The 21,234-nt window shown below is 43.3% G+C and carries 11 protein-coding genes; 1 reads left to right on the top strand and 10 read right to left on the bottom strand.

All coding sequences use genetic code 11. The annotated features are described in order from the left end of the window. Positions 1-17: 17 nt before the first annotated feature. The 6 genes from M1L62_RS16680 to M1L62_RS16655 all read right to left on the bottom strand — a co-directional run bounded on the left by M1L62_RS16680 (position 18) and on the right by M1L62_RS16655 (position 14,680). Positions 18-2,384, bottom strand: a complete 2,367-nt coding sequence (locus tag M1L62_RS16680) for an ABC transporter permease (protein ID WP_254560744.1) — start codon at positions 2,382-2,384, stop codon at positions 18-20. A gap of 21 nt (positions 2,385-2,405) precedes the next feature. Beyond that, positions 2,406-4,766 carry an ABC transporter permease gene (locus tag M1L62_RS16675; protein WP_254560743.1) on the bottom strand — a complete coding sequence of 787 codons (2,361 nt, stop codon included), beginning with the start codon at positions 4,764-4,766 and terminating at the stop codon, positions 2,406-2,408. A gap of 60 nt (positions 4,767-4,826) precedes the next feature. Then, positions 4,827-7,244 carry an ABC transporter permease gene (locus M1L62_RS16670; RefSeq protein WP_254560742.1) on the bottom strand — a complete coding sequence of 806 codons (2,418 nt, stop codon included), beginning with the start codon at positions 7,242-7,244 and terminating at the stop codon, positions 4,827-4,829. 107 nt (positions 7,245-7,351) lie between these two features. Continuing rightward, positions 7,352-9,703: an ABC transporter permease gene (locus M1L62_RS16665; protein ID WP_254560741.1), complete on the bottom strand. Its 2,352-nt coding sequence runs from the start codon at positions 9,701-9,703 to the stop codon at positions 7,352-7,354. 107 nt (positions 9,704-9,810) lie between these two features. After that, the gene (locus M1L62_RS16660; RefSeq protein ID WP_254560740.1) at positions 9,811-12,195 is read right to left on the bottom strand and encodes an ABC transporter permease; all 2,385 of its coding nucleotides are present in this window, start codon (positions 12,193-12,195) and stop codon (positions 9,811-9,813) included. Positions 12,196-12,295: 100 nt separating this feature from the next. Next, positions 12,296-14,680: an ABC transporter permease gene (locus M1L62_RS16655; protein ID WP_254560739.1), complete on the bottom strand. Its 2,385-nt coding sequence runs from the start codon at positions 14,678-14,680 to the stop codon at positions 12,296-12,298. Positions 14,681-15,055: 375 nt separating this feature from the next. On the opposite strand from M1L62_RS16655, the gene M1L62_RS16650 reads away from it, so the two are divergent. Next, entirely contained in the window at positions 15,056-16,381 is a 1,326-nt protein-coding gene (locus tag M1L62_RS16650; RefSeq protein WP_254560738.1) for a serine hydrolase domain-containing protein, read from the top strand. A gap of 77 nt (positions 16,382-16,458) precedes the next feature. Here the strand turns inward: M1L62_RS16650 and M1L62_RS16645 are convergent, their stop codons facing one another. The 4 genes from M1L62_RS16645 to M1L62_RS16630 form a co-directional block, all read right to left on the bottom strand. Next, positions 16,459-18,183: a HAMP domain-containing sensor histidine kinase gene (locus M1L62_RS16645; protein ID WP_254560737.1), complete on the bottom strand. Its 1,725-nt coding sequence runs from the start codon at positions 18,181-18,183 to the stop codon at positions 16,459-16,461. Next, positions 18,183-19,313 (bottom strand): sensor protein KdpD, encoded by a 1,131-nt coding sequence (locus M1L62_RS16640; RefSeq protein ID WP_254560736.1) that lies wholly within the window; start codon positions 19,311-19,313, stop codon positions 18,183-18,185. The genes M1L62_RS16645 and M1L62_RS16640 overlap by 1 nt, the downstream gene beginning before the upstream one ends. Further along, a complete protein-coding gene (locus M1L62_RS16635; RefSeq protein ID WP_254560735.1) occupies positions 19,313-20,404 on the bottom strand; it encodes a porin in 1,092 nt (363 codons plus the stop codon). Before M1L62_RS16635 ends, M1L62_RS16640 begins: the two co-directional genes overlap by 1 nt. 256 nt (positions 20,405-20,660) lie before the next feature. Then, positions 20,661-21,221 (bottom strand): K(+)-transporting ATPase subunit C, encoded by a 561-nt coding sequence (locus tag M1L62_RS16630; RefSeq protein ID WP_254560734.1) that lies wholly within the window; start codon positions 21,219-21,221, stop codon positions 20,661-20,663. Positions 21,222-21,234 lie beyond the last annotated feature (13 nt).

The raw sequence follows: 21,234 nt of genomic DNA, 5'->3' as shown, positions 1-21,234 counted from the left end.
AGGGACTAGCCCCGCCCCTACTCGGATTTCAAACTTTTTACAGGATCCATTAACGCCGCTTTTACACTTTGGAATGACACCGTCAGCAATGCTATGGCAAGGGCAAGCAAACCGGACAGTGCGAATACCCACCACTCGATGTTTATTTTATAGGCAAAATCCTGTAACCAGAGGCCCATCGTATACCAGGCAATCGGGACAGCGATGACGATACCGATCAAAACGAGTTTTATGAAGTCTTTTGCCAGAAGCTGAATAATTCCTCCAACACTCGATCCCAGCACTTTGCGTACACCAATTTCCCGTGTTCGGATTTGCGCAGTATAAGTGGCCAGTCCGAATAATCCCAAACAGGAAATAAATATGGCTATGGTAGCAAAAATGTTAAACAGTAATCCGGTTTGTTCTTCTGCTTTGTACAGATCATTAAATGTATCATCGAGAAAGGCATATTCGAACGGGACATCGGCATTGTACTGTTTCCACGAACGTTCGGCTGCTTTGATCACCCCGGCAGCATTCTCGCCGTTTGTTTTGATATAAATCCGATACATATCCTGTGGATCATAGGAAAAGATAGCCGGCTCGATCTTTTGCTTCATGGAAGCTGAATGAAAATCCTTGACGACACCAATTATGGTTCCCTCATGCTTCCAAAGTTTAAATTTCTTTCCAATCGGATCTTTAATACGTGCTGCTTTTACCGCCGTTTCGTTTAATATAAAATGCAGTGAATCAGATACGGAACCGGTAAAGTTCGCCCCTTGCACAATCTGCATTTTGAAGAAAGGAATGAAGTCTTTATCCACCTTCATAGGCCGGAGCATCATCGTTTCACCCTTCTCTTTCCCATCCCATGAATTATCGCCGGTCTGGCTTCCGATTCTTACAATGTTGTTACTCGCGCGGGTCACGCCGGCCACGCCAACTTCATTCAGCAGATCTCCTTTTACTGCCTCATAATGTTTGCTCATATCCCGCATATAAAATGACAGGACATGGGTTTTATCATAACCAAGTTCTTTCGAACGGATGTATTTGAGCTGATTATTAATGATAAACGTACCGGCAACAAGAATAACCGAGACTGCGAACTGAATCACGACCAGCACTTTTCTGAATAAAGCCTCATTAATTTTTCCGGAAACTTTCCCCTTCAAAGCCCTTAACGGGTCAAAAGATGATAACAGCAAAGCCGGATAAATGCTGGAAGCGATCAGCGTACCGAGGATCGTCAAACCGATAACCTGCCAGATGTGATAATCTGCAAAATCTATGGCCAGTTCTTTCCCTGAAATTTTGTTATAAACCGGTAGCAGACCATACATCAAAATCATAGCAAACCCTGTCGCGATGACAAATAGCAACACAGTTTCAACCAGAAACTGAACGAAAAGCTGTGTTTTGGCTGCACCAACAATCTTGCGCATACTAATCTCCTTCGAACGCAACATGGAACGCGCCGTAGAAAGATTGACATAATTAATGCAGGCAATCGCAAGTATCAAAAGCGCAATGACAATGAACATTCTTACCTTTTCGATCCCGCCGTCGGTTCCGTCGGCGTGGTAAAGATGCGTTTTAGGCAGCGCCTGCAAAAGGTATGTCAAATCCGTATCGTCGGGTTTGTTGCGTAAATGGATATTCCGGAGTTTCACTGCCAGATTGCTAACCGACACCGCTGGCCGAAGCAACAGGTAAGTGGTGTAATCAAACTGAGAGAAATCATTATCCATGTTTTTCCCATCTTTATTTGCCTGATAAATGTTTTGAAAAAACAGGGAGATCGGCAAAAACATGTCGCCCTTGAAACTTGAATTTTTCGGAAGGTCGGCAATCACGCCGCTTATTGTAAAACTATGGTTGTCCTTGGTGGTAATGATCTTCCCAATCGGATTTTCGTCTCCAAAATAGCGTTGAGCAGTAGTTTCCGTCACGATGATCGAATGGTTATCGGTAAACGGTTTTGACGGATTCCCTTTAATCAGATTAAAGTCAAAAACCGAGAACAACGAAGGATCGGTAAACACCGTGTTATCTTCATTAAAAATTTTGTCTTTATACTTAAACAAAGTGTAGACAGAGTTATAGGTCAACCGGACCGTCTCTTGCACTTCGGGCAGCTCTCTTTTCGCGAAAGTAGCAATCGGCGCAACCGTCGATTCCCATATCTGCTGACTCGAACCAGTACCAACCCGGTTTTCAAGTTTGTAAATATTGTCCGCCTGCCTGTGAAACTTGTCATAGCCCATTTCATCCTGCACCCACAATAAAATCAGGATACCAACACCCAAACCCACCGTTAACCCGGTGCAGTTTATCAATGAATAGAACCTGTTTTTCAACAAATTACGCCAGGCGATTTTAAAATAATTACTTATCATAATAGGATCTATATTTTAAATTTACTCTGATTTCAAACTCTTGACCGGATTCATCAGCGCGGCTTTGATACTTTGAAAACTGATGGTAAGCAGGGCCGTCATAACGGTGAGCACACCAGTTGCTGCAAAAATCCACCACTCCACACCCACCTTAAAAGCAAAATTTTCCAGCCAATTCTCCATTAAGATACTGGAAATCGGTATTGCGATGAGAATCGCGATTAAGACCAATTTCAAAAAATCTCCTGATAACAAAACGGTTATACTCAAAACGCCTGAACCAAGTACTTTTCGGATGCCTATTTCTTTTGTCCGCTGCTCGGCCGTAAAAGCGACAAGCCCCAACAAGCCAAGGCAGGATATCATGATCGCGGTTGCCGCAAAGAAACTGAACAATTGTTGCGTATGTTGTTCAGACCGATATTGTTTGTCGTAGGCTTCCGACAAAAATGTGTACTCAAAAGCAGTCTGTGGGTTGTACTTTTTCCATATTCCCTCGGCAGCAGCAACGGCTGATTGCGCCGAGATCGCAGTAGTTTTGACATGCACAACATTATTTGCAGCAGGGAAATTGTACAGGATTAAAGGACGAATCCGTTCATGAGCCGAGGCAATGTTAAAATCCTTCACCACACCAATGATCGTGCCCTCCGTTCCATCAAACTTAAATCTCCTGCCAACCGGATTTTTAATTCCTGATTGTTTCAGAGCCATTTCATTCAATATAAAATGAGCCGAATCCGAAGGACCTCCTTCAAAGTTCTTCCCTGCCAGCATTTTGATCCCAAAATTTGGAATAAACTCCGGATCAATACTCATATGAGCGAAAATGACTCCTTGCTTATTATCGCCGCCATCCCAGGAAACTGTCGTTGTCCCGTGGCTTACATTAATAGGCGTATCGCTGGAAGTGCTGATACGTTTAATGGCAGATTCTTTCAGAAGTGCCTGTTTCAAAACAGCAGCTGATTTTTTACCGTCAAAAGAAAACACATATTCGCGGTTGACACCTGAGTCTCGCTGGCGCATGTAGCTTAGCTGCCGGCCAATAATAAAGGTGCTGCTGATGAGCACAGTCGTCAATACAAACTGTGTAACCACCAAACCCTTGCGCAAACCCACGGTAGACTGACGCATAGAACGCCCGCGCAATGCGCTAACGGGATTATAACCAGACACGAGGATGGCCGGATAAATACCTGCCAAAACAAAGGTAAGAATAAGTGTTCCGAGCAGCATCAACCACGACTGAAAGTCAAGCAATGAGAAGTTCTGGGTTTTACCCGTAATATTTTTATAAAAAGGCAGCAGCACCTGAATCAAAGCCAGCGCTGTGATCAAAGAGAAACTCAATGTAATCATCGATTCCACAAGCAGCTGCCCTGCAACCTGACCGGATTTAGCTCCTACTGCCTTACGAATGCCAACCTCCTTATTACGTCGCGTCGCCCTGGCCGTTGTCAGGTTTACATAATTAATACAACCGATAGCCAGAAGAAGCAATGCTGTCAGCCCGAGAATGCGGACCTGCTGCATTCCGGAACTCTTGCCCTCAGGAGAATACAGATGCAGCTCCCGAAGCGGTTGAAGCCTGTACTCAACTGCATCTTCGCCCTTCTCCATTACCGCATTATTGGCCTGGGTCATTTGCTCCGCTGCCCCAACCGGATCGACAGTAACACCAAGTTTCACATAACTCTCGAAATCATAGTCACTCCGGTTATCGTCCATCAATTTCTGTTTGTACTTAACCTTATGGGCCTGCTTTAACACGTGCATCGGAAGATACATTTTGTATCGAAGCGACGAATTATCGGGGTTATCTCTGATAACCGCCCCTACTGAAAAGGTTAAATTATCCTCAATACTTGTAAATGTTTTACCAATTACGTTTGAAGATCCAAAGAGTTTTTCGGCGAGTTCACGTGTAATCAAAATGGATGAAGTTGTCGGAAATGGATTTTTAGGATCGCCATGAAGAATTTCAAGTCCGTTGAAAACAGTCAGAAGGTTTTCATCAGCATAAGCCATTGCCCCTTTCTCAGTAATAATCTTATCGCCAACACGAAAGGCACCGTGATGATAATCGGCGAAACGCACGACGGATTCCACACCCGGCACCGTTTTTTTTGCCTGCACGGCAGCAGATGCCGGAGTATCTGAAAAAGTGTTTTCATCCAGCTTAACTCCAAAATGAGAATTGATCCTGTAAATTCTTTCGTTGTCAGAATGAAAGTTATCAAAACTCAACTCATCCTTCACCCACCAAAAAAGCAACAGACTAACGGCAAGAACGACCCCAAGTCCGCCGATATTCAAAGCAGAATACCACCCTCCTTTTATCAGATTCCTGAACGATATTTTGAGATAATTACGGATCATATCCTGGATTATGGGTTTGAAAACATTCAGTTAGGAAAAGCCGACCAGTATATCATTGATTTACTCTGATTTCAAACTCTTGATCGGATTCATCAGCGCGGCTTTGATACTTTGAAAACTGATGGTAAGCAGGGCAATACAAATTGTCAGGACGCCGGACAGGGCAAAGACCCACCATTCGATATCGATTTTATATGCAAAATCCCGCAGCCATTGGTTCATTCCATACCAGGCTAGTGGTGTAGCAATCAGGATTGCAACCAGGATAAGGCCCACAAAATCCTTTGAAAGCAAAGTCACAATACTGGCTACGGAAGCACCCAGTACTTTGCGGACACCTATTTCTTTGGTTCGTTGAAGTGTCGTGAAAGCTGCCAGTCCAAACAATCCCAAACAGGCAATAACCACGGCGAGCACCGCAAAAATGCCAAACAGCTGCCCTATCCGCTGTTCCGACTGATACATTTTATTAAACCGCTCATTTAAAAATGTGTATGAAAAAGGATTGTCGGTTTGTGCTTTCCATTTTCGTTCAAGCGTTTTAAGCAATGCAGGCATATTATCAGTTCGAATACGCAGTGCCATCTGATATCGGTCTCCGCCATAAGTCATCACCAACGGCGCAATGCTTTGATGCATGTTTTCAAAATGAAAATTCTTGGTCACACCGACAACGGTATAGACTTTTTTACTTCCCGGTGTTCCATTGCCAATCGTATTCACGCGCTGACCAATGGCATTTTTCCAGCCAAATTGTTTGACAGCCGCTTCATTAACCAGAACGGCCGCACTGTCGGAAGAAAACGATTTGGAGAAATTACGTCCCAGCGCCAGCCCGATTCCCAGCGTCGGCAGATAATCTTCATCGATCTGATACACTCTTAAACGATATGGAGAGACGGTGCTCCCGGCACTTTCAGGTAAAAAACCATCTGTTCCATTGTTTGAAGCTCCCGCAGGAACGTACCCTGCAAGCGTAACATTCAGAATCTGGGACTGATTTTTAAGCTCATTTTTAAACGTCTCCGTTTTGTCTCCCAACAAATAAGTGTCTTGCAGGATCAAAACCTGATCTTTATCAAACCCTACTTTTTTGTTTTGTATAAACCGAAGCTGCTGATACACGACAATCGTTCCGATAATCATTACAATGGAAACTACAAACTGCACCGTAACCAAGGTGTTACGCAGCCATCCGCTTCTTACGCCTGATTGAAGTCTTCCTTTTAATACCGTGATCGGCTTGAAAGCCGACAGGAAAAATGCGGGATAACTTCCGGCCAGTAATCCTACGAATAAACAGCCCACGATCGCGCAGGAAATCATCCGGATATTGAGGATCGACATCAGATCGAATTGTTTTCCGGCTAACTGGTTGAAATTCGGCAGCACGAGAATCACCACGCCAAAAGCCACCAGAAGTGCTACGAATGTCAGTAATATGGATTCTGTTAAAAACTGACGGATCAGCTGCTGCTGAATTGAACCTAGTACTTTACGAATCCCGACTTCCTTTGCCCTGTTTGCAGAACCGGCAGTTGACAGATTCATGAAATTGATACAGGCAATTAAAAGAATGAAAACTGCAATGGCCGAGAAAATGTAGACATACTTTAAATCTCCGTTTGGTTCAAGTTCTGCTTCAAGATTTGAATGTAGATGAATATCCGTAAGCGGCTGAAATTCAAATCCGAAACGATCACCCTTACGCAGATATTCCTCATAACTTATCCCCAAAAACTCCTGAATTTCAGGAGCAATGTATTTTTGGGTTATGACCGGACTTTGCGCAGCCAGTTTATCTACCGTATAATCTTTTCTCAACAAAAGATACGTGTGAGCGCCGCTGGACAGCCATTTTTGACCGAGATTCGTAGATTTAATAGATCCGAAGAAATCGTAATGAAAATGCGAGTTTGCCGGTACATCTTTACATACACCTGTAATCCTGAACAAACCTTGCGTCCCTAAGGTCAGGCTTTTGCCAATTGGATCGCTTTTCCCAAAATATTTCCGGGCAGTCGTTTCTGTTACAACGAGCGTATTCGGCGCATTGAGAACACTTTTAACATCACCCTTTACAAGCGGCAGTGTGAAAACTGAAAAGAAATTACTGTCCACAAACGTAACCCGCTCTTCCTTAAACTTCACATTGTCATACTTAACCAGGAATGTACCTTCTTGTGTCAAACGCGTATATGATTCAACTCCGGGATAATCTTTGGCTATTGCTGGCCCCGCCGGGGCTGGTGCGGCAGCAATGGCAATTTCTTTGCCACCTATTTTCCCGTTTAACGTTACCCGAAAAATACGGTCTGCATTCGTGTTAAACTTGTCATAACTTAACTCGCTCTGCACGAACAACAGAATCAACATACAGGTAGCCAGGCCAATAGCCAAACCAAAAATATTGATGGCAGAAAACGCTTTCTTACTCCAAAGACTGCGCCATGCTATTTTGAAATAATTTTGAATCATGGTAGTTATAAGCGTTTAGGCGTTAGCGTTTAGCTTTCTATTGAATTTGAGTTTTATTAGGTCTTTTTACTATCCGGGAAAAGCCAACAGCTAATCGCCAAAAGTCTCTACTCGCTTTTTAAACTTTTCACGGGATTTGCCAGAGCTGCTCTGATACTCTGGTAACCTATCGTAATCGCGGCGATGGCAAACGTTATGACAATAGCAGCTCCAAAAATAGCAGGACCAATGCTGATGTGATAGGCGAATTCCTGCAACCATTTGTCCATAGCAAACCAGGCTACCGGCGCGGCAATGACGAAGGCGATCAGGATAAGCCAGATAAACTGGTTCACAAAAAGAATCACAATGCCCGGAACCGATGCACCCATCACTTTGCGGATCCCTATTTCCTTTGTACGCTGAACGGCCATCAGCGACACCAATCCGTACAGGCCCAGACAGCCGATTAAAATCGCGATGGCCGAGAAAATCCGGAACGCATTATACATTTTCTCTTCCTGCTTGTACATCCCGGCAATATGCTGGTCAATAAATTCGTAGTTGAAAAGATTATCCGGATTAAGCTCCGACCAATCCTTTTCGATCGAGGCGACGGTTTCCCGGATATTTTGCCCACGAAGTTTTACACTCGCCTGCCAGAAAGAATTTGGATTATACATGATAATACATGCCCTGATCTTGTCATGTTTGGATTCGCTTTGAAAGTCCCTGACAACACCGCTGATCCGAGTAGGCGTTCTGCCAATAAGTACCCGTTTTCCGATTGCCTTTCCCGGATCCTGTATCCCCATCCTTTTGATCAAGGTCTGGTTAACAACCAGGTTGACAATGGTGTCTTTCGAAGTCATTTTTCTCACCGGGTCACCTGCAAGAAGTTCCAATTTATACATGGATAAATAGTGCTCATCCACCTGTTTGATCTCCGTTACATCCGTTTCCGTCATGCCCATATCAGGTGAATTGAACGGAGCAAAATTGGTGCTGTATGCAGGCCCGCCCGAAGCAAAACTAACCTGCTGCACACCCGGATTATCTTCCAGTTTTTGTCTCAACACATCTTTTTTCTCACCGGTAGGAAAAGTGATGATCGCATCTTTATCAAAACCCATATCCTGGTTTAAAAAGAAATCCATCTGATTGCCAACAATCAGCGTTCCTGCCAAAAGGATCTGGGTTATTGCAAATTGCACAACCACCAATCCCTTTCTCAAATAAGATTTTCCATGCGCATTGTCCGCAACGCCGGATTTCAATGCTTTTATCGGCTGAAATCCAGACTGCACAAAAGCTGGGTACAAACCCGCAATCACAATTGTCAGCAAAGTAATGACGGCAATTACACCAATAACCTCAGGCTCAAACAAACGCGAAGATTCGACGCTGATATCCAGCAAAGATTTTGTGTACGGCAGAAAAAACAGCACCGCTGCCAACGCCAGCACGATCGCAATACATACCAAAACCGTTGTTTCTCCCAGCATTTGCATGATGAGCTGTTTCCTTTGAGCGCCCAAAGTTTTGCGGACACCCACTTCCTTTCCTCGTTTCAGCGACTGCGCAGTGGCCAGATTAACGAAGTTTATACAGGCGGTCAGAATTATAAAAAGCGCGACGCCGGCCAATCCATAAATCGTTTCCCTGGATCTTGGCATCGAGATATGATTCAGATAACGTCTGTCGAAATGAATCTCTTTCAGCGGCTGCAATAACAGCACGCCTTTTTCCTCATCAATTTCTTTTCGCCAGTTTTTAGACAGAAAACCTGGCAACTGAGCCTGAACGCGAACGGCCGATTTATCATCAGGCAAAGTCACATACACAAACCCGCCCTGAATAGACCAAAAATCGTGATTGCCGATGTCTTTTTTAATCGTTTCCCAGGAAACTAAAAATGAAAAAACAAAGTGTGTATTAGAAGGGAGATCTTTGATAACCCCGCTCACGCGCAGATCACGCTGATTATCCAGCCTGATCGTTTTGCCGATGGCGTCACCCGTGTTAAAATATTTTCTCGCTATGCTTTCCGTCAGTACAACCGTGTTGGGCTCCTTCAACGCCGTCTTCGGATTACCTTGCAACCAGGTAAAATCGAAAATACCTGTAAAATTTTCGTCGGCAAAAGCATATACTTTTTCCTTAAACTTTTGCTCTCCGACTTTCACCAGTCCACCTTCCTGATAGTAATATTGCGAAACCTCTGCTTCCGGAAAATCGTTTCTGAAAGCGGGTGCAACCGCAAAAGAAACGCTTGGGTTACAGGGTTCTCCAAAAAGCGTCACACGATAGGTATGGTTGGCTTTCGCATGATAATCGTCGTAACTCAATTCGTTTTGCACAACCAGAAAAATCACAATACAGGCGCCCAAACCCAGGGCCAATCCTGCAATATTGATAAATGCGTAGCTTTTGTTACGCAACAATGTTCTGAGAGCAATCTTAAAATAGTTACGAATCATGGTAGGTATAAGCTTTTAGGCGTTAGCGTTTAGCTTTCGATTGAATTTGAGTTTTATCAGGTCTTTTTACTATCCTTGAAAAGCCAACAGCTAATCACTAAAAGTCCCTACTCGCTTTTTAAACTTTTCACCGGATCGAGCATTGCTGCGCGCACAGCCTGAAAACTGACCGTCACGAAGGCTATTATAAAAGTCGTCAACAAGGCCATGATAAATATTCCGGCGCCAATCCTGATCTGGAATTTAAAGTCCGAAAGCCAGCCATTCATTAACCACCAGGCGATCGGGGCTGCGATAACAAAAGCAATCAGAATAAGCTGCACAAACTCTTTACCGAAAATCCATAATATCTGGGCGATAGAGCTCCCGAGTACTTTGCGGATACCAATTTCCTTCGTTTTTTGCGTCGCCATAAACGATATGAGACCATACAATCCCAGACAGCCAATAAACAGGGCGAGTAAAGAAAATGCCTGAATCAGTTTCAGCATCAGGGCCTCAGTCTCGTAAAATTTAGCTATATCCTGGTCTACAAATTCGTATTCATATAATTTGTCAGGATGGCGCTGGCTCCACAATTTTTCCAGACTCGCCATTGTCCCTGCGATATCACCCGTTTTGATTTTGACAGCATAACTATTGTAGAGTGAAGGAGAAGAAAAAATACCGATCGGGTTGATATCTTCGTGGAACGACCTGTCGTGAAAATCCTTTACCACACCAACAATCGGACCTTCACACTGTCCGCTGATTTTAAGCTTCTTGCCAAGCAATTCATCAGCAGATTTCAGATTAAGTTTTTTGGCCAAAGCCTCATTAACCACAAACTCCTGAGCGGTGTCTGCTGGTAAAATATTTCTGCCTGCGATCAGCTTTAAGCCGAAAGTTTTCACATAATTATGATCACCTGCCTTAACCGAAAGTCTGAACTCCTGCTCTTTAGGGTCATTTTCGTAAAAAGGTGTCGTGTTCCAACTGATACTCGCAGCCGGCGCCGCAAAGCACATACTTACATCGGATACGCCAGCAAGGTTCTCAAACTCATTTTTCATCGATTTCGCGGCCTGATAATCGGAAGAAACCGGGAGCATCACAACCGCTTCCTTATTAAAACCCAAATCGGATTGTTTTGAGAAATTCATCTGTTTGGTAATGATGATCATACCAATAACCAGCGCCTGCGACAGGGCAAACTGTGCGATGATTAAAGCACGTCTCACATTAAAACCACCGATATGCTGCTGCGACAATTTACCTTTTAAAGCAACAACCGGCTGAAAACCAGCCAGAATAAGACCCGGATAAGAACCTGCAAAAAAGGTTACGATCACGATCAGCAGCGGAATAAAAAGCAGCAGCTTCCAGTCGGATAACAAATTGAATTCGATCTGCGCGTTGAACCAGGTATTAATATAGGGCAACACGACCCAGGACAATAACAAGGCTATTACCAGCGCGAGACACGCAATAACACCCGTTTGCGCAATGAACTGCCAGAAAAGCTGCCCACGCAAACTACCCAGTACTTTGCGAACACCCACTTCCCTGGCCCGGCTCAACGCCTGTGCCGTTGCCAGATTGACGAAGTTGACGCAGGCTGTCACAATCAGAAAAACGCCGATAAACGATAATATCCACAGATTCTTTTTCTCCATGGCGCCACCATAATTTGCATTAAAATGCACATCTGAAAGTGGTTGTAATTTGTAATGATGGACATTTGAACTTGTCGGACGGAATTTTTTCACGTAAGCCGGGAAAACTTTTTCAACCTGTGCAACCGAAACCTGCGGACGTAACAGGACAAAACATTTCATACCGCTCATGATCCCTCCCCAGGCATCGTCGCGGGAAAGCCATTCGTTATGTTGTTTCAAGGTTGGATAAGAAACAAATATCTCTGTTTTCTGGTCACTGTTTTTGGGCAGATCCTTTAAAATACCTGTGATCTTTACGTCTATTTTTTCTCCAAACCGAATGGTTTTGTTGATCGGATTCTCAGCTCCAAAATACTTACGCGCCAGGTTTTCCGTAATAATGGCGGTATTGGGGTCAATCAGTGCGGTCTTGTTATTTCCGACAATCAGAGGAAAGTTGAATATTTCAAAGTACTGCGGCTCAGTAAAGGCAAAACCACCCGTTTCCTTGTATTTCCGGATCTCGTTGCCCGCATTAACCGTAATAACTTCATCCTCATGCATGGCGACGCGCGCTACTTTTTCGGCAAACGAATAATCGTCCCGGAATACCTTTCCCAACGGGCTTGGTACAGCAGGCTGGTACGATATCCCATCGCGATGCTGCTCAGTAACAATGCGATAAATACGATCTGAGTTGGCGTGAAAGTTATCGAAACTCAGATTAAATTTTACCAACACAAAAATCAGCAGTCCGCAGGTCATGCCTAAGCCCAGGCCAAGAATATTGATCAGGGTATAGGATTTGTTTTTTACAAGATTTCTAAGAGCGATTTTCAAGTAACTACGTATCATAATAGGAATGTTATGGACGGGTTTAACGTATTTTGAACTAAAAATGTCAACAAAAATCGGTCTTGAAATAACCAGTCATGGACGACGACGAGCGTTGCCCCTACTCGCTCCGCAAACTTTTCACCGGATCAAGCAAGGCGGCCCGGATGGCCTGATAACTTACTGTCATCAACGTAATAATTAAAGCACCCAGACTGGCAAGCACAAAAATCCACCAGGAAACCTCCGTCCGGTACTCATACTTTTGCAACCAGCCGTTCAGGAAATAAAAGGCGACTGGCGCCGCAATAACACAGGAAATGATAACCAGAATGACAAAATCCCGGGAAAGCATCTGCCAAAGGTTTGCGACAGATGCGCCTAAAACCTTCCGTACGCCAATTTCCTTGGTACGCTGCTCGGCTGTGAAAGAAGCAAGGCCAAAAATACCCAGGCAGCTAATCAGCACCGCCAGAATCGAAAAGAAGGTTGTCAACTTGCCAATCCGCTCTTCATTAAAGAATTTTTGGGCGTATTCTTCGTCTACAAATTTGTATTCAAAAGGTGAAGCACTGTCATATTTCTTAAACACATTTTCAATTTTGGCCAAAGCATCGGCCGCGTTTGCCTGGGGATCAATTTTGACATTGACAACACCGCCATCTCCTGTTGCCATGCTATAAAAAAGCGGCCGAATCGGCGCGTAAGGCGATTCTACGATCATATCTTTCACCACACCGATTATTTGCAGGGGCGTGCCGTTCCATGTTAACATTTCGCCAACAGGATTTTTCAGTCCCATAAATTTTACTGCCGACTCATTCACCACAAGCCCAGCCGAATCGGATGCAAAATCCTTTGAAAAATCTCTACCGTCTACAAATTGCCAGCCCACCGTTTTTCCATAACCGTGGGAAACTTCGTTGAAATGAAAGTCAACCGACAGCGACGGATCTTTTCCCTTCCAGGCAAAACCGCTTGTCGATGACCAGGTTCCAGTGGTAGGACTTCCCGATTCAGCGATTTCCGCTATCGCTCCCGACTTTTTCAATTCGTCACGAACGGCTTCAAAGTGGTTATGAATATCCGGCGTTGTCATGTTGAGAACCACTAACCCGTTACGGTCATAACCTACCGGCCGGTTTTTGGCAAACTGGATCTGGCGAAAAACAACCGTTGTTCCGATAATCAGAATGATGGAAACAGTGAACTGCACCACAACCAGCGCCTTACGCGGAATAGCTGCGAACCTGCCAGCCTTGAACGTTCCTTTCAAAACTTTCACCGGCTGAAATGACGATAAATACAAAGCCGGATAACTTCCTGCGACGACGGCCGTAAAAACGCTAAAACCAATGCTAGCAAGCCAAAACAGCGGATTACTCCATAAAATAGTCAGTTTTTTATCCGCCACTTCATTAAACTGCGGCAGCATAAGCAACACAAGTACCAAGGCAACAACAAAGGCCATTGCCACGACAATAAACGATTCACTGAAAAACTGAGCAATCAATTGATTGCGGACAGACCCGATTGCCTTACGTATACCAACTTCTTTTGCCCGTTTTTCGGAGCGCGCCGTGCTCAGATTCATAAAATTGATGCAGGCGAGAAGCAGTACAAAAGTGCCGATAATGCCGAAAAGCCAGATAAATTCGATCTGTCCGCCAATGCGTTTTCCTTCTTTAAATTCCGAATAAAGATGCCAATCGGCCATCGCGTTCAGAAAAACTTCCGGCTTGTATTTCAGCTGTTCCTTGTGAATATTTTTAACTTTTATATCCCGAATTTTGGCAGATACCTTGTCGATATCAGCGTTGTCATGAAGCTGAACAAAGGTTTGATAACTATTGGCCCGCCATGGATCATCATTCGTTTTCAACCAGGGCGACGCAATCTCCATAAGACTCCACGGGGCCATAAACTGCATATCACGGAAAGATGAATTATACGGAAGATCTTCATAAACGCCCGTAACCTTTACATTGAACTTGTTATCAATTTTCATGATTTGGTCAATCGGATCCGCCTCGCCGAAGAAAGCTTTTGCCACCGATTCCGACAGCAATACGGAATACGGATCTTTCAATCCCGATGCTGAACCTTTTATCATTTTAAGAGTCAGCATTTCCGGTGCGTCCGGTTCCATGTAAGGACCATTTTTTGCAAATTTCTTATCACCATAGGCCAACACATGCCGGTTGCTCCATGACGACATGATCACATGTTTAAAATCACTTCCATAGTTTCGTCTGAGTTCCTCGCCAATCGGATAAGGTACGGCGGTTTGCGTTCCTATTTGCCCATTGTAAGTCTGGTGCTGCATGATCTGGGCAATCCTGCCATGATTCTTATGATAGCTATCGTATGAAATTTCATCATAAATCCAGAGACCGATCAGCATCGCAACGGCCATCCCCATTGCCAGACCGGTAATGTTGATGAACCCATAACCCTTATTTTTGGCAAGATTCCTGAAAGCGATTTTAAAATAGTTATGTATCATGGCTAATAAATTGGTAGGCAACCGCTTCGGCGGTCCGAAAAATCGAACAATACTTTTAACACTTATTTGTTATTCTGTCGATAAGTCTACCTGTTCAAATACTTTGCCACTTAATAAGTATTTAATTAAAATGTTGATTATTAAATAGTTGACAAATAAATAGTATAAAAGTAATGTCCGATAATGAACACCGTTGTTCGGTTTGGAACGGATGTTCATATCAAAGTTAATTTGAAATCCGCGTTCGATAGCCCTGCATTTACAACATAAGCCTTTTATCCTCTTTTACTGCCAGTTATATAATCTTTTCCAATTACAGATCAATAAAAAGTAAATATGCATCTCCATTTCTTTGTCAAACCATTTGAAACGATAATGAGAAGAATAATTTCTACCGCCCTGATCATATTTCTTTTAAATTTTTTCGCCGTCGCCCAATCAATTAACACAGCGAAACTGGATAGCTTTTTCAGTGTGCTTGCCTCCCGTAATCTGGCAATAGGTAGCTTGACAATCTCAAAAAATAATGAAGTTAAATATCAAAGGGCTATTGGATATTCAAGTCTAGAGGGGGAAAAGAAAATACCGGCAAACGTTGACACCAAATACCGGATTGGCTCGGTAAGTAAAATGTTCACCGCTGTTATGATTTTTCAACTTATTGAGGAGAGGAAAATAAATCCGGATCAAAAACTGACCACGTATTTCCCAGATCTACCCAATGCAGACAGAATCACAATTGCAAATTTGCTAAATCACAGAAGTGGTCTACACAATTACACCGAAGGCACAAACTATCCTGAGTGGATGGATGAACCCAAAACGAATGATGAAATGCTCCGGATTATCAAAGAAAAAGGAGCGGATTTCGATCCAGATACCCGAGCTGAATACTCAAATTCCAACTATCTGCTTCTGGGTTATATCATAGAAAAAATTACCGGACAGCCCTACGAAAAAGTACTGAAAGACAGAATCACTTCTAAAATCAGATTATCCGAAACGGCATACATGCATCCGATTGATGTCGAAAAAAATGAGAGTTATTCCTATAAGTTTTCCGACGGTGGTTGGAAAAAAGAGAAGGAAACGATCACTGGCCTGCACGGAGGTGCCGGCTCAATTATCTCCACACCTACCGATCTGGTAAAATTTATTGAGGCCCTGTTTACTGAAAAGCTTATCAATAAATCAAGTCTGGAAAAAATGAACGGGATGGTCGACGGTTATGGAATGGGCATGTTCCCCTTTGATTATGGCACCAAACCTGGTTACGGCCACAACGGCAGGATCGAAGAATTTTATACCGCAGTCAGATATTTCCCTGGCGAAAAGCTGGCCTTTGCATACTGCACAAACGGAATTGAATATCCAAGAACCGATATTTTAAACGGGATTTTGAAGATCATTTTTGATGACGATTTTTCTATTCCTTTCATCAATGTAACAAGACCGCAAAGTGAAGATTTGGATAAATATCTCGGCAAATACTACACAGACCAGCTGCCCATAGAAGTGACATGTGTCAAGGACAACGCAAAACTTTTATTGGAGACCAAAGGGAAAGTATTCGAAGTGGAGCCTATTGCCAGAAACTATTTTATGCACGCCCCAACGGGTACATTTTTCGAGTTTTCTCCTGAAAAAGGAGAACTGCAAATAAAAGAAACGGATAATATCTACTATTTGAAAAGAAAGTAAGGTTCAGATTATCAGGTCAACACCGATTTGAAATGAGTGTTTCATGGCTTTGCGTTTGTAACGCTTTTCAAACATATTTAAGAATTCAAATTAAAATAAAAAGTACTGCCCATTCCAATCTCAGAATCTACTCCGATCCTCCCACCTTGGGCTTCAATAAACTCCTTGCTGATGGCGAGACCAAGGCCGGTACCCGTTTTTGCACTACCCGGCACCTGAAAATAACGGTCGAAAATTTTCTCCCGATACCGGCTTTCGATACCCTTCCCTTCATCTTTCACCGAAAACAATACGCCTGTAATTTCCTTCTTCACACCAATCACAATTTTGCTTTCTTCCAGAGAATAACGAATGGCGTTAGTCAAAAAGTTAATTAAAACCCAGGCTGTTTTTTCTGTATCGGCCTTCACTTCAGGCAGGTTTTCATCGACCTCAGAAATCAGCTGGATCTGCTTCTGATCCGCCTGTATCCTGACCGCCTCCATCGCATATTGCAGTATTTTATATGGACTGCTCTGCTGAATATTTAATTGTATATTTCCGGTTTCTACCTGTGAGAGATTGAGCAATTCTCCGGTTATTTTGAGCAGGCGGTTACTATCATCTTTGATACTATCAATCAGTTGCTTCTGCTCTTCGTTCACATCACCGGTTTGTTTATTTTCCAACAATTGAACACTCATTTTTATGGAAGAAATCGGTGTCTTCAATTCATGGGAGACCGTGGCGATGAAGTTGGTCTTAGCAAAATCGAGCTCCTTAAATGGTGTAATATTTTTAAGCACAATCACCTGACCGATAAAGATCTTCTCCTTTTCTCCCGTTGGTGTAATCGTGATATTTACAATCTCTTTCTCAAAATAACTCTCCTTGTTATCTGCGTAAATTTTCAGCGGCTTCTCCTTTTCCGTATCGTTTTTTTGCGAGACCAGCCCCTGCACGAGCGAACGGATCAGATCATTATCCAATGCTACTTCCACGGCAGGTTTACCAATAATATCCTCAGCCAGAAGTCCTGATATTTTCAGTACTTCGTCGTTCGCGAACAACACTTTTTTATGTTCATCGAGTCCTAAAACCGGCTCGTGCATATTATTGATCAGCGTTTCTATCCTTTTCTTTTCAAATAGTATTTTAGAGAGATTGCTACTGTCGTATTCTTCCAATTTTTCAGCCATGGTATTGAAGGATCCTGCCAATTCGCCAAACTCGTTTTTGCTTCCAAAATGTACCCTTTGAGAATAATTTTTTGCTGCAATCTCCTTGATACTTTCAGTAAGTTCCTTAATCGGATTAGCTATGTTACTTGGCAAATTGACGAGCAGCGTAAAGGCAAAAAGAAAACAAAGCGTCCCCGTAATCACGATCCAAAGATTGGCCGAACGGGCGGTCTGTTGCGCAATTTCACTTTTCCGCTGAATGGCCTCCATATTAAGCCGCATAAGCTCGGTAATATCTTTTCTGATCACCTGATGCAGCGACATATCGGACGGCATTTTTTTCAACTGAATCAAATGATCGGAAATGGCATCCGTAGCTTCCCGTTCTCCTATTTCCGTTACATTCTGCCGCTGTTTATTGAGGTTATCTTCAAAAGCCAGAAGCGCTTTTGTACTCTGCTGCGCCTGATCCAGCGCCATCAGCATATTACGAGAATATTCGAGGGTATTATAATTATCGACCAGAATATTTTCGGTGTCATTTTTCAGCACATTGATATACCGTGCAGCCACCAACGACAATATAATGATCATCAGAAACAGCAGTCCTACCCCCAGGGTTAATTTGGTTTTTATTTTCATCAGGACAGAATAACCAGGTCAATTTCGGAAATAGATAGCTTTTTCAATAACTGGTTAAAGATATTGGTAGCCAAAATTACTTTAAACAAATTCATATGCGGCTTTCCGATGCAAATTGTTGTGATCTGCCTTTGCTCGGCAACTTCCATGATTGTCTTGGATACATGCGCACTTTCGATACGAATTATTTCGCCGCCAAGTTCTGTGGCGAGCTTAAAATTATTTATAAGATGCCTCTGCTTGTCGAGCGCAATTTTATCCATACTCTCCTTGGGTGTCTGAACATAAAGCAACACCCACGGACTATTATAATAACTGGCCAGTCTCGCAGTTTTCCGGATTACAATTTTGGCCGTCTGCGCATTGCTGCTGATGCAGGCCATAAATTTATTCGGCTTCAACGAGGTGGTTCCCCTCGAAGTAATTTCACTCTCCACCTTTCTAACCACCTGACTGGCTACTTCTTTCAGCGCCAGTTCACGGAGCTGTAAAATATTCCCGGATGTAAAAAAGTTGTTAAGTGCCGTAGGGACTTTTTCAGTTGCATAAATCTTACCTTCCTTCAAACGTGTGATCAATTCGTCGGCAGTAAGGTCGATATTGACGACTTCATCGGCCAGCTTTAACACACTGTCCGGAATTCGTTCTTTTACCTCAACCCCGGTAATCTGCTTAATCTCTTCGTTCAGACTTTCGATATGCTGGATATTGACCGCACTGATCACGTTGATACCGGCATCCAGTATTTCCAAAACATCCTGCCACCGTTTATCGTTTTTACTGCCTTCGATATTGGTGTGCGCCAGTTCATCCACAATGACAATTTCCGGCCGCAAACTGATCACCGCCTGCAAATCAAACTCTTCCAGTTCTTTACCTTTGTAAAACAGTTTTCTTCTCGGGATAATCGGCAGCCCTTCGAGCAGGTCGTGGGTTTCCTTCCGGTTGTGCGTTTCTATATAACCGATTTTCACATCGATACCATTTCGCATCAATGTGTGCGCCTCTTGCAGCATACGGAAGGTTTTACCTACACCGGCACTCATGCCGATGTAGATTTTAAACTTCCCTTTCCTGGATTTTTTGATGAGGTCCAGAAAATGTTTTACGTTATTTTCCTTTTCAGTCATTAAAATGATATGGCCACTGATGTTGTCACAAAGTAATTCTGGCTTTCGGCCTTGCCGTCCTTTGTAAATATATCGTCTTTGCTGTTAAAAGCTCTCGCTTCCAGACGGAACATCACGTTGGACGCTGGCAGATAGTCAAAGTTTGCCGAGTATCCGAAAGTTTTGAATCCGTTTGGCGTTCCGGTACTGATAATTACTCCCTTTTCGTCTGCATAATATTCTCCGCGGGCCGCAATCCTGATTTTTTCATTCGGCGTATAACGGGCAATTAAAACGGGCGTATACCAAACATTGTAACTGCTGCTGCCCTTGCTTTTCTGCTGGGCACCCATGTCAAATCCAGCAGTCAAACCAAACTTATCGGTTAGCTGAAACTGCCCGTAAAGGTTACTAAAATATCTCCACTGTTTTGTGCTGTCCGGCTGCTCGTTCCCGATGTAGGTGCTCCAATTCAGGGTAGTTTTCGCAGATGGTTTATAAGTCAGCTGTGTTCCAAATGCCGGTGTCTGATTTCCCTGAACTTTTTGGATCCGCTGCCAGCCATTCAGATACATGGCTGCGGCGTATAATTTTTCGTCTTTACTCGTGAAACCGATTTTCACGCCCGCCTCGTAGTATGGCGAATTCTCAGCCAGCAAACTCCTCGTCAAATTCCAGTTATCCTTTCCGATCGCACTTTCAAATCCGATGTGTGACGGCATAATTCCTGCATCAACCCACAAATTATTTTTCTTTGAGATTTTGACTCCTACGTTGGCTTCAAAAATATTTTTAAGCAGCCCCTGCTCCGCCGACAAATTATATTGCGCATAAGTTCCGGCCATCACCGCCAGGTTTGCACGTACATTTTCGGTGTTATAGGCAACTTTAAAAAGGCCAAGATTCAGATTTACTTCGTTGTGTTTGTTAAAATTATATAAAAATGAAGGCCTTTCATGATTGGCGGGTTTGTTAAAATCATAGCTGTAAAAGGCTTCAACATATCCCGAAAAAGTTAAAGGATTTGATTTTGGCTTTTCTGTTGAGATCGTGTCCTGTGCAATGGCCTGAAATGAAATCATTCCGGCGGCAATTAATAATAATTTATTCATTTTCATGTTGGTAAGCGTACTGGATTTTTGAAGTTATTCTTGTCGAGTGGGAGAATTGATAAGTTATCAAGATGCCGGCTTTGAACGCCATGGAGATCAGGTCCGAGTCATCGGGAAGTCTGATCCGGGTCTTTCGAGAAGTCAAGACCGGGCAACCCCATTTTGAAAACTTGACTTCTCTTTCCCTCTTTTCACCCGGCATAAAACAATTCTACCTAATCGATTAATATATAAAACGTTGCGTAATTCAATTGACTTATTTACTCTGATCAAGCGCCATGTTCAATTTCAATACATTGACTTTTGCAGGACCCAAAAGTCCGAGCAATGGCGCTTCCGTATTTTTTTCGATTAATTCCTCCACATTCTTTTCGGAAAGGTTTCTTGTTTTGGCGATCCTTTTCAGCTGTACCAAAGCAGCTTTGGGAGATATGTCCGGGTCTAGTCCGCTACCGCTGGCCGTTACCAATTCGACCGGAATGTCCTGTTTTTTCACCTCCGGGTTGTGCACTAAAAAAGTGTCAATACGCGCCTGAACGGTTTGCAGATATTCAGGATTTGACGGTCCCTTGTTGCTCCCGCCGCTACCCGCCGAGTTGTAATCCACCGCAGACGGACGGGAATTAAAGTATTTATCCTCCGTAAAAGTCTGGCCAACGTTGGTGTAATATTTTTTACCATTTTGTGTTATTACCTCGCCATTGCCATGATTTGGAGCCAATTGGGCAACACCCCAGATGATGATTGTATAAACACCTGCAAAGAAAACCAGCGTAATGGCGGTCAATCTGATTGCGGGAAATAGGTTCGTTTTCATTGTTATTTATTTT

It is taken from the genome of Dyadobacter diqingensis, from assembly GCF_024220585.1.
GTDB classification, from domain to species: Bacteria; Bacteroidota; Bacteroidia; order Cytophagales; family Spirosomataceae; genus Dyadobacter; species Dyadobacter diqingensis.
This window is presented reverse-complemented; position numbering and strand designations above follow the sequence as displayed.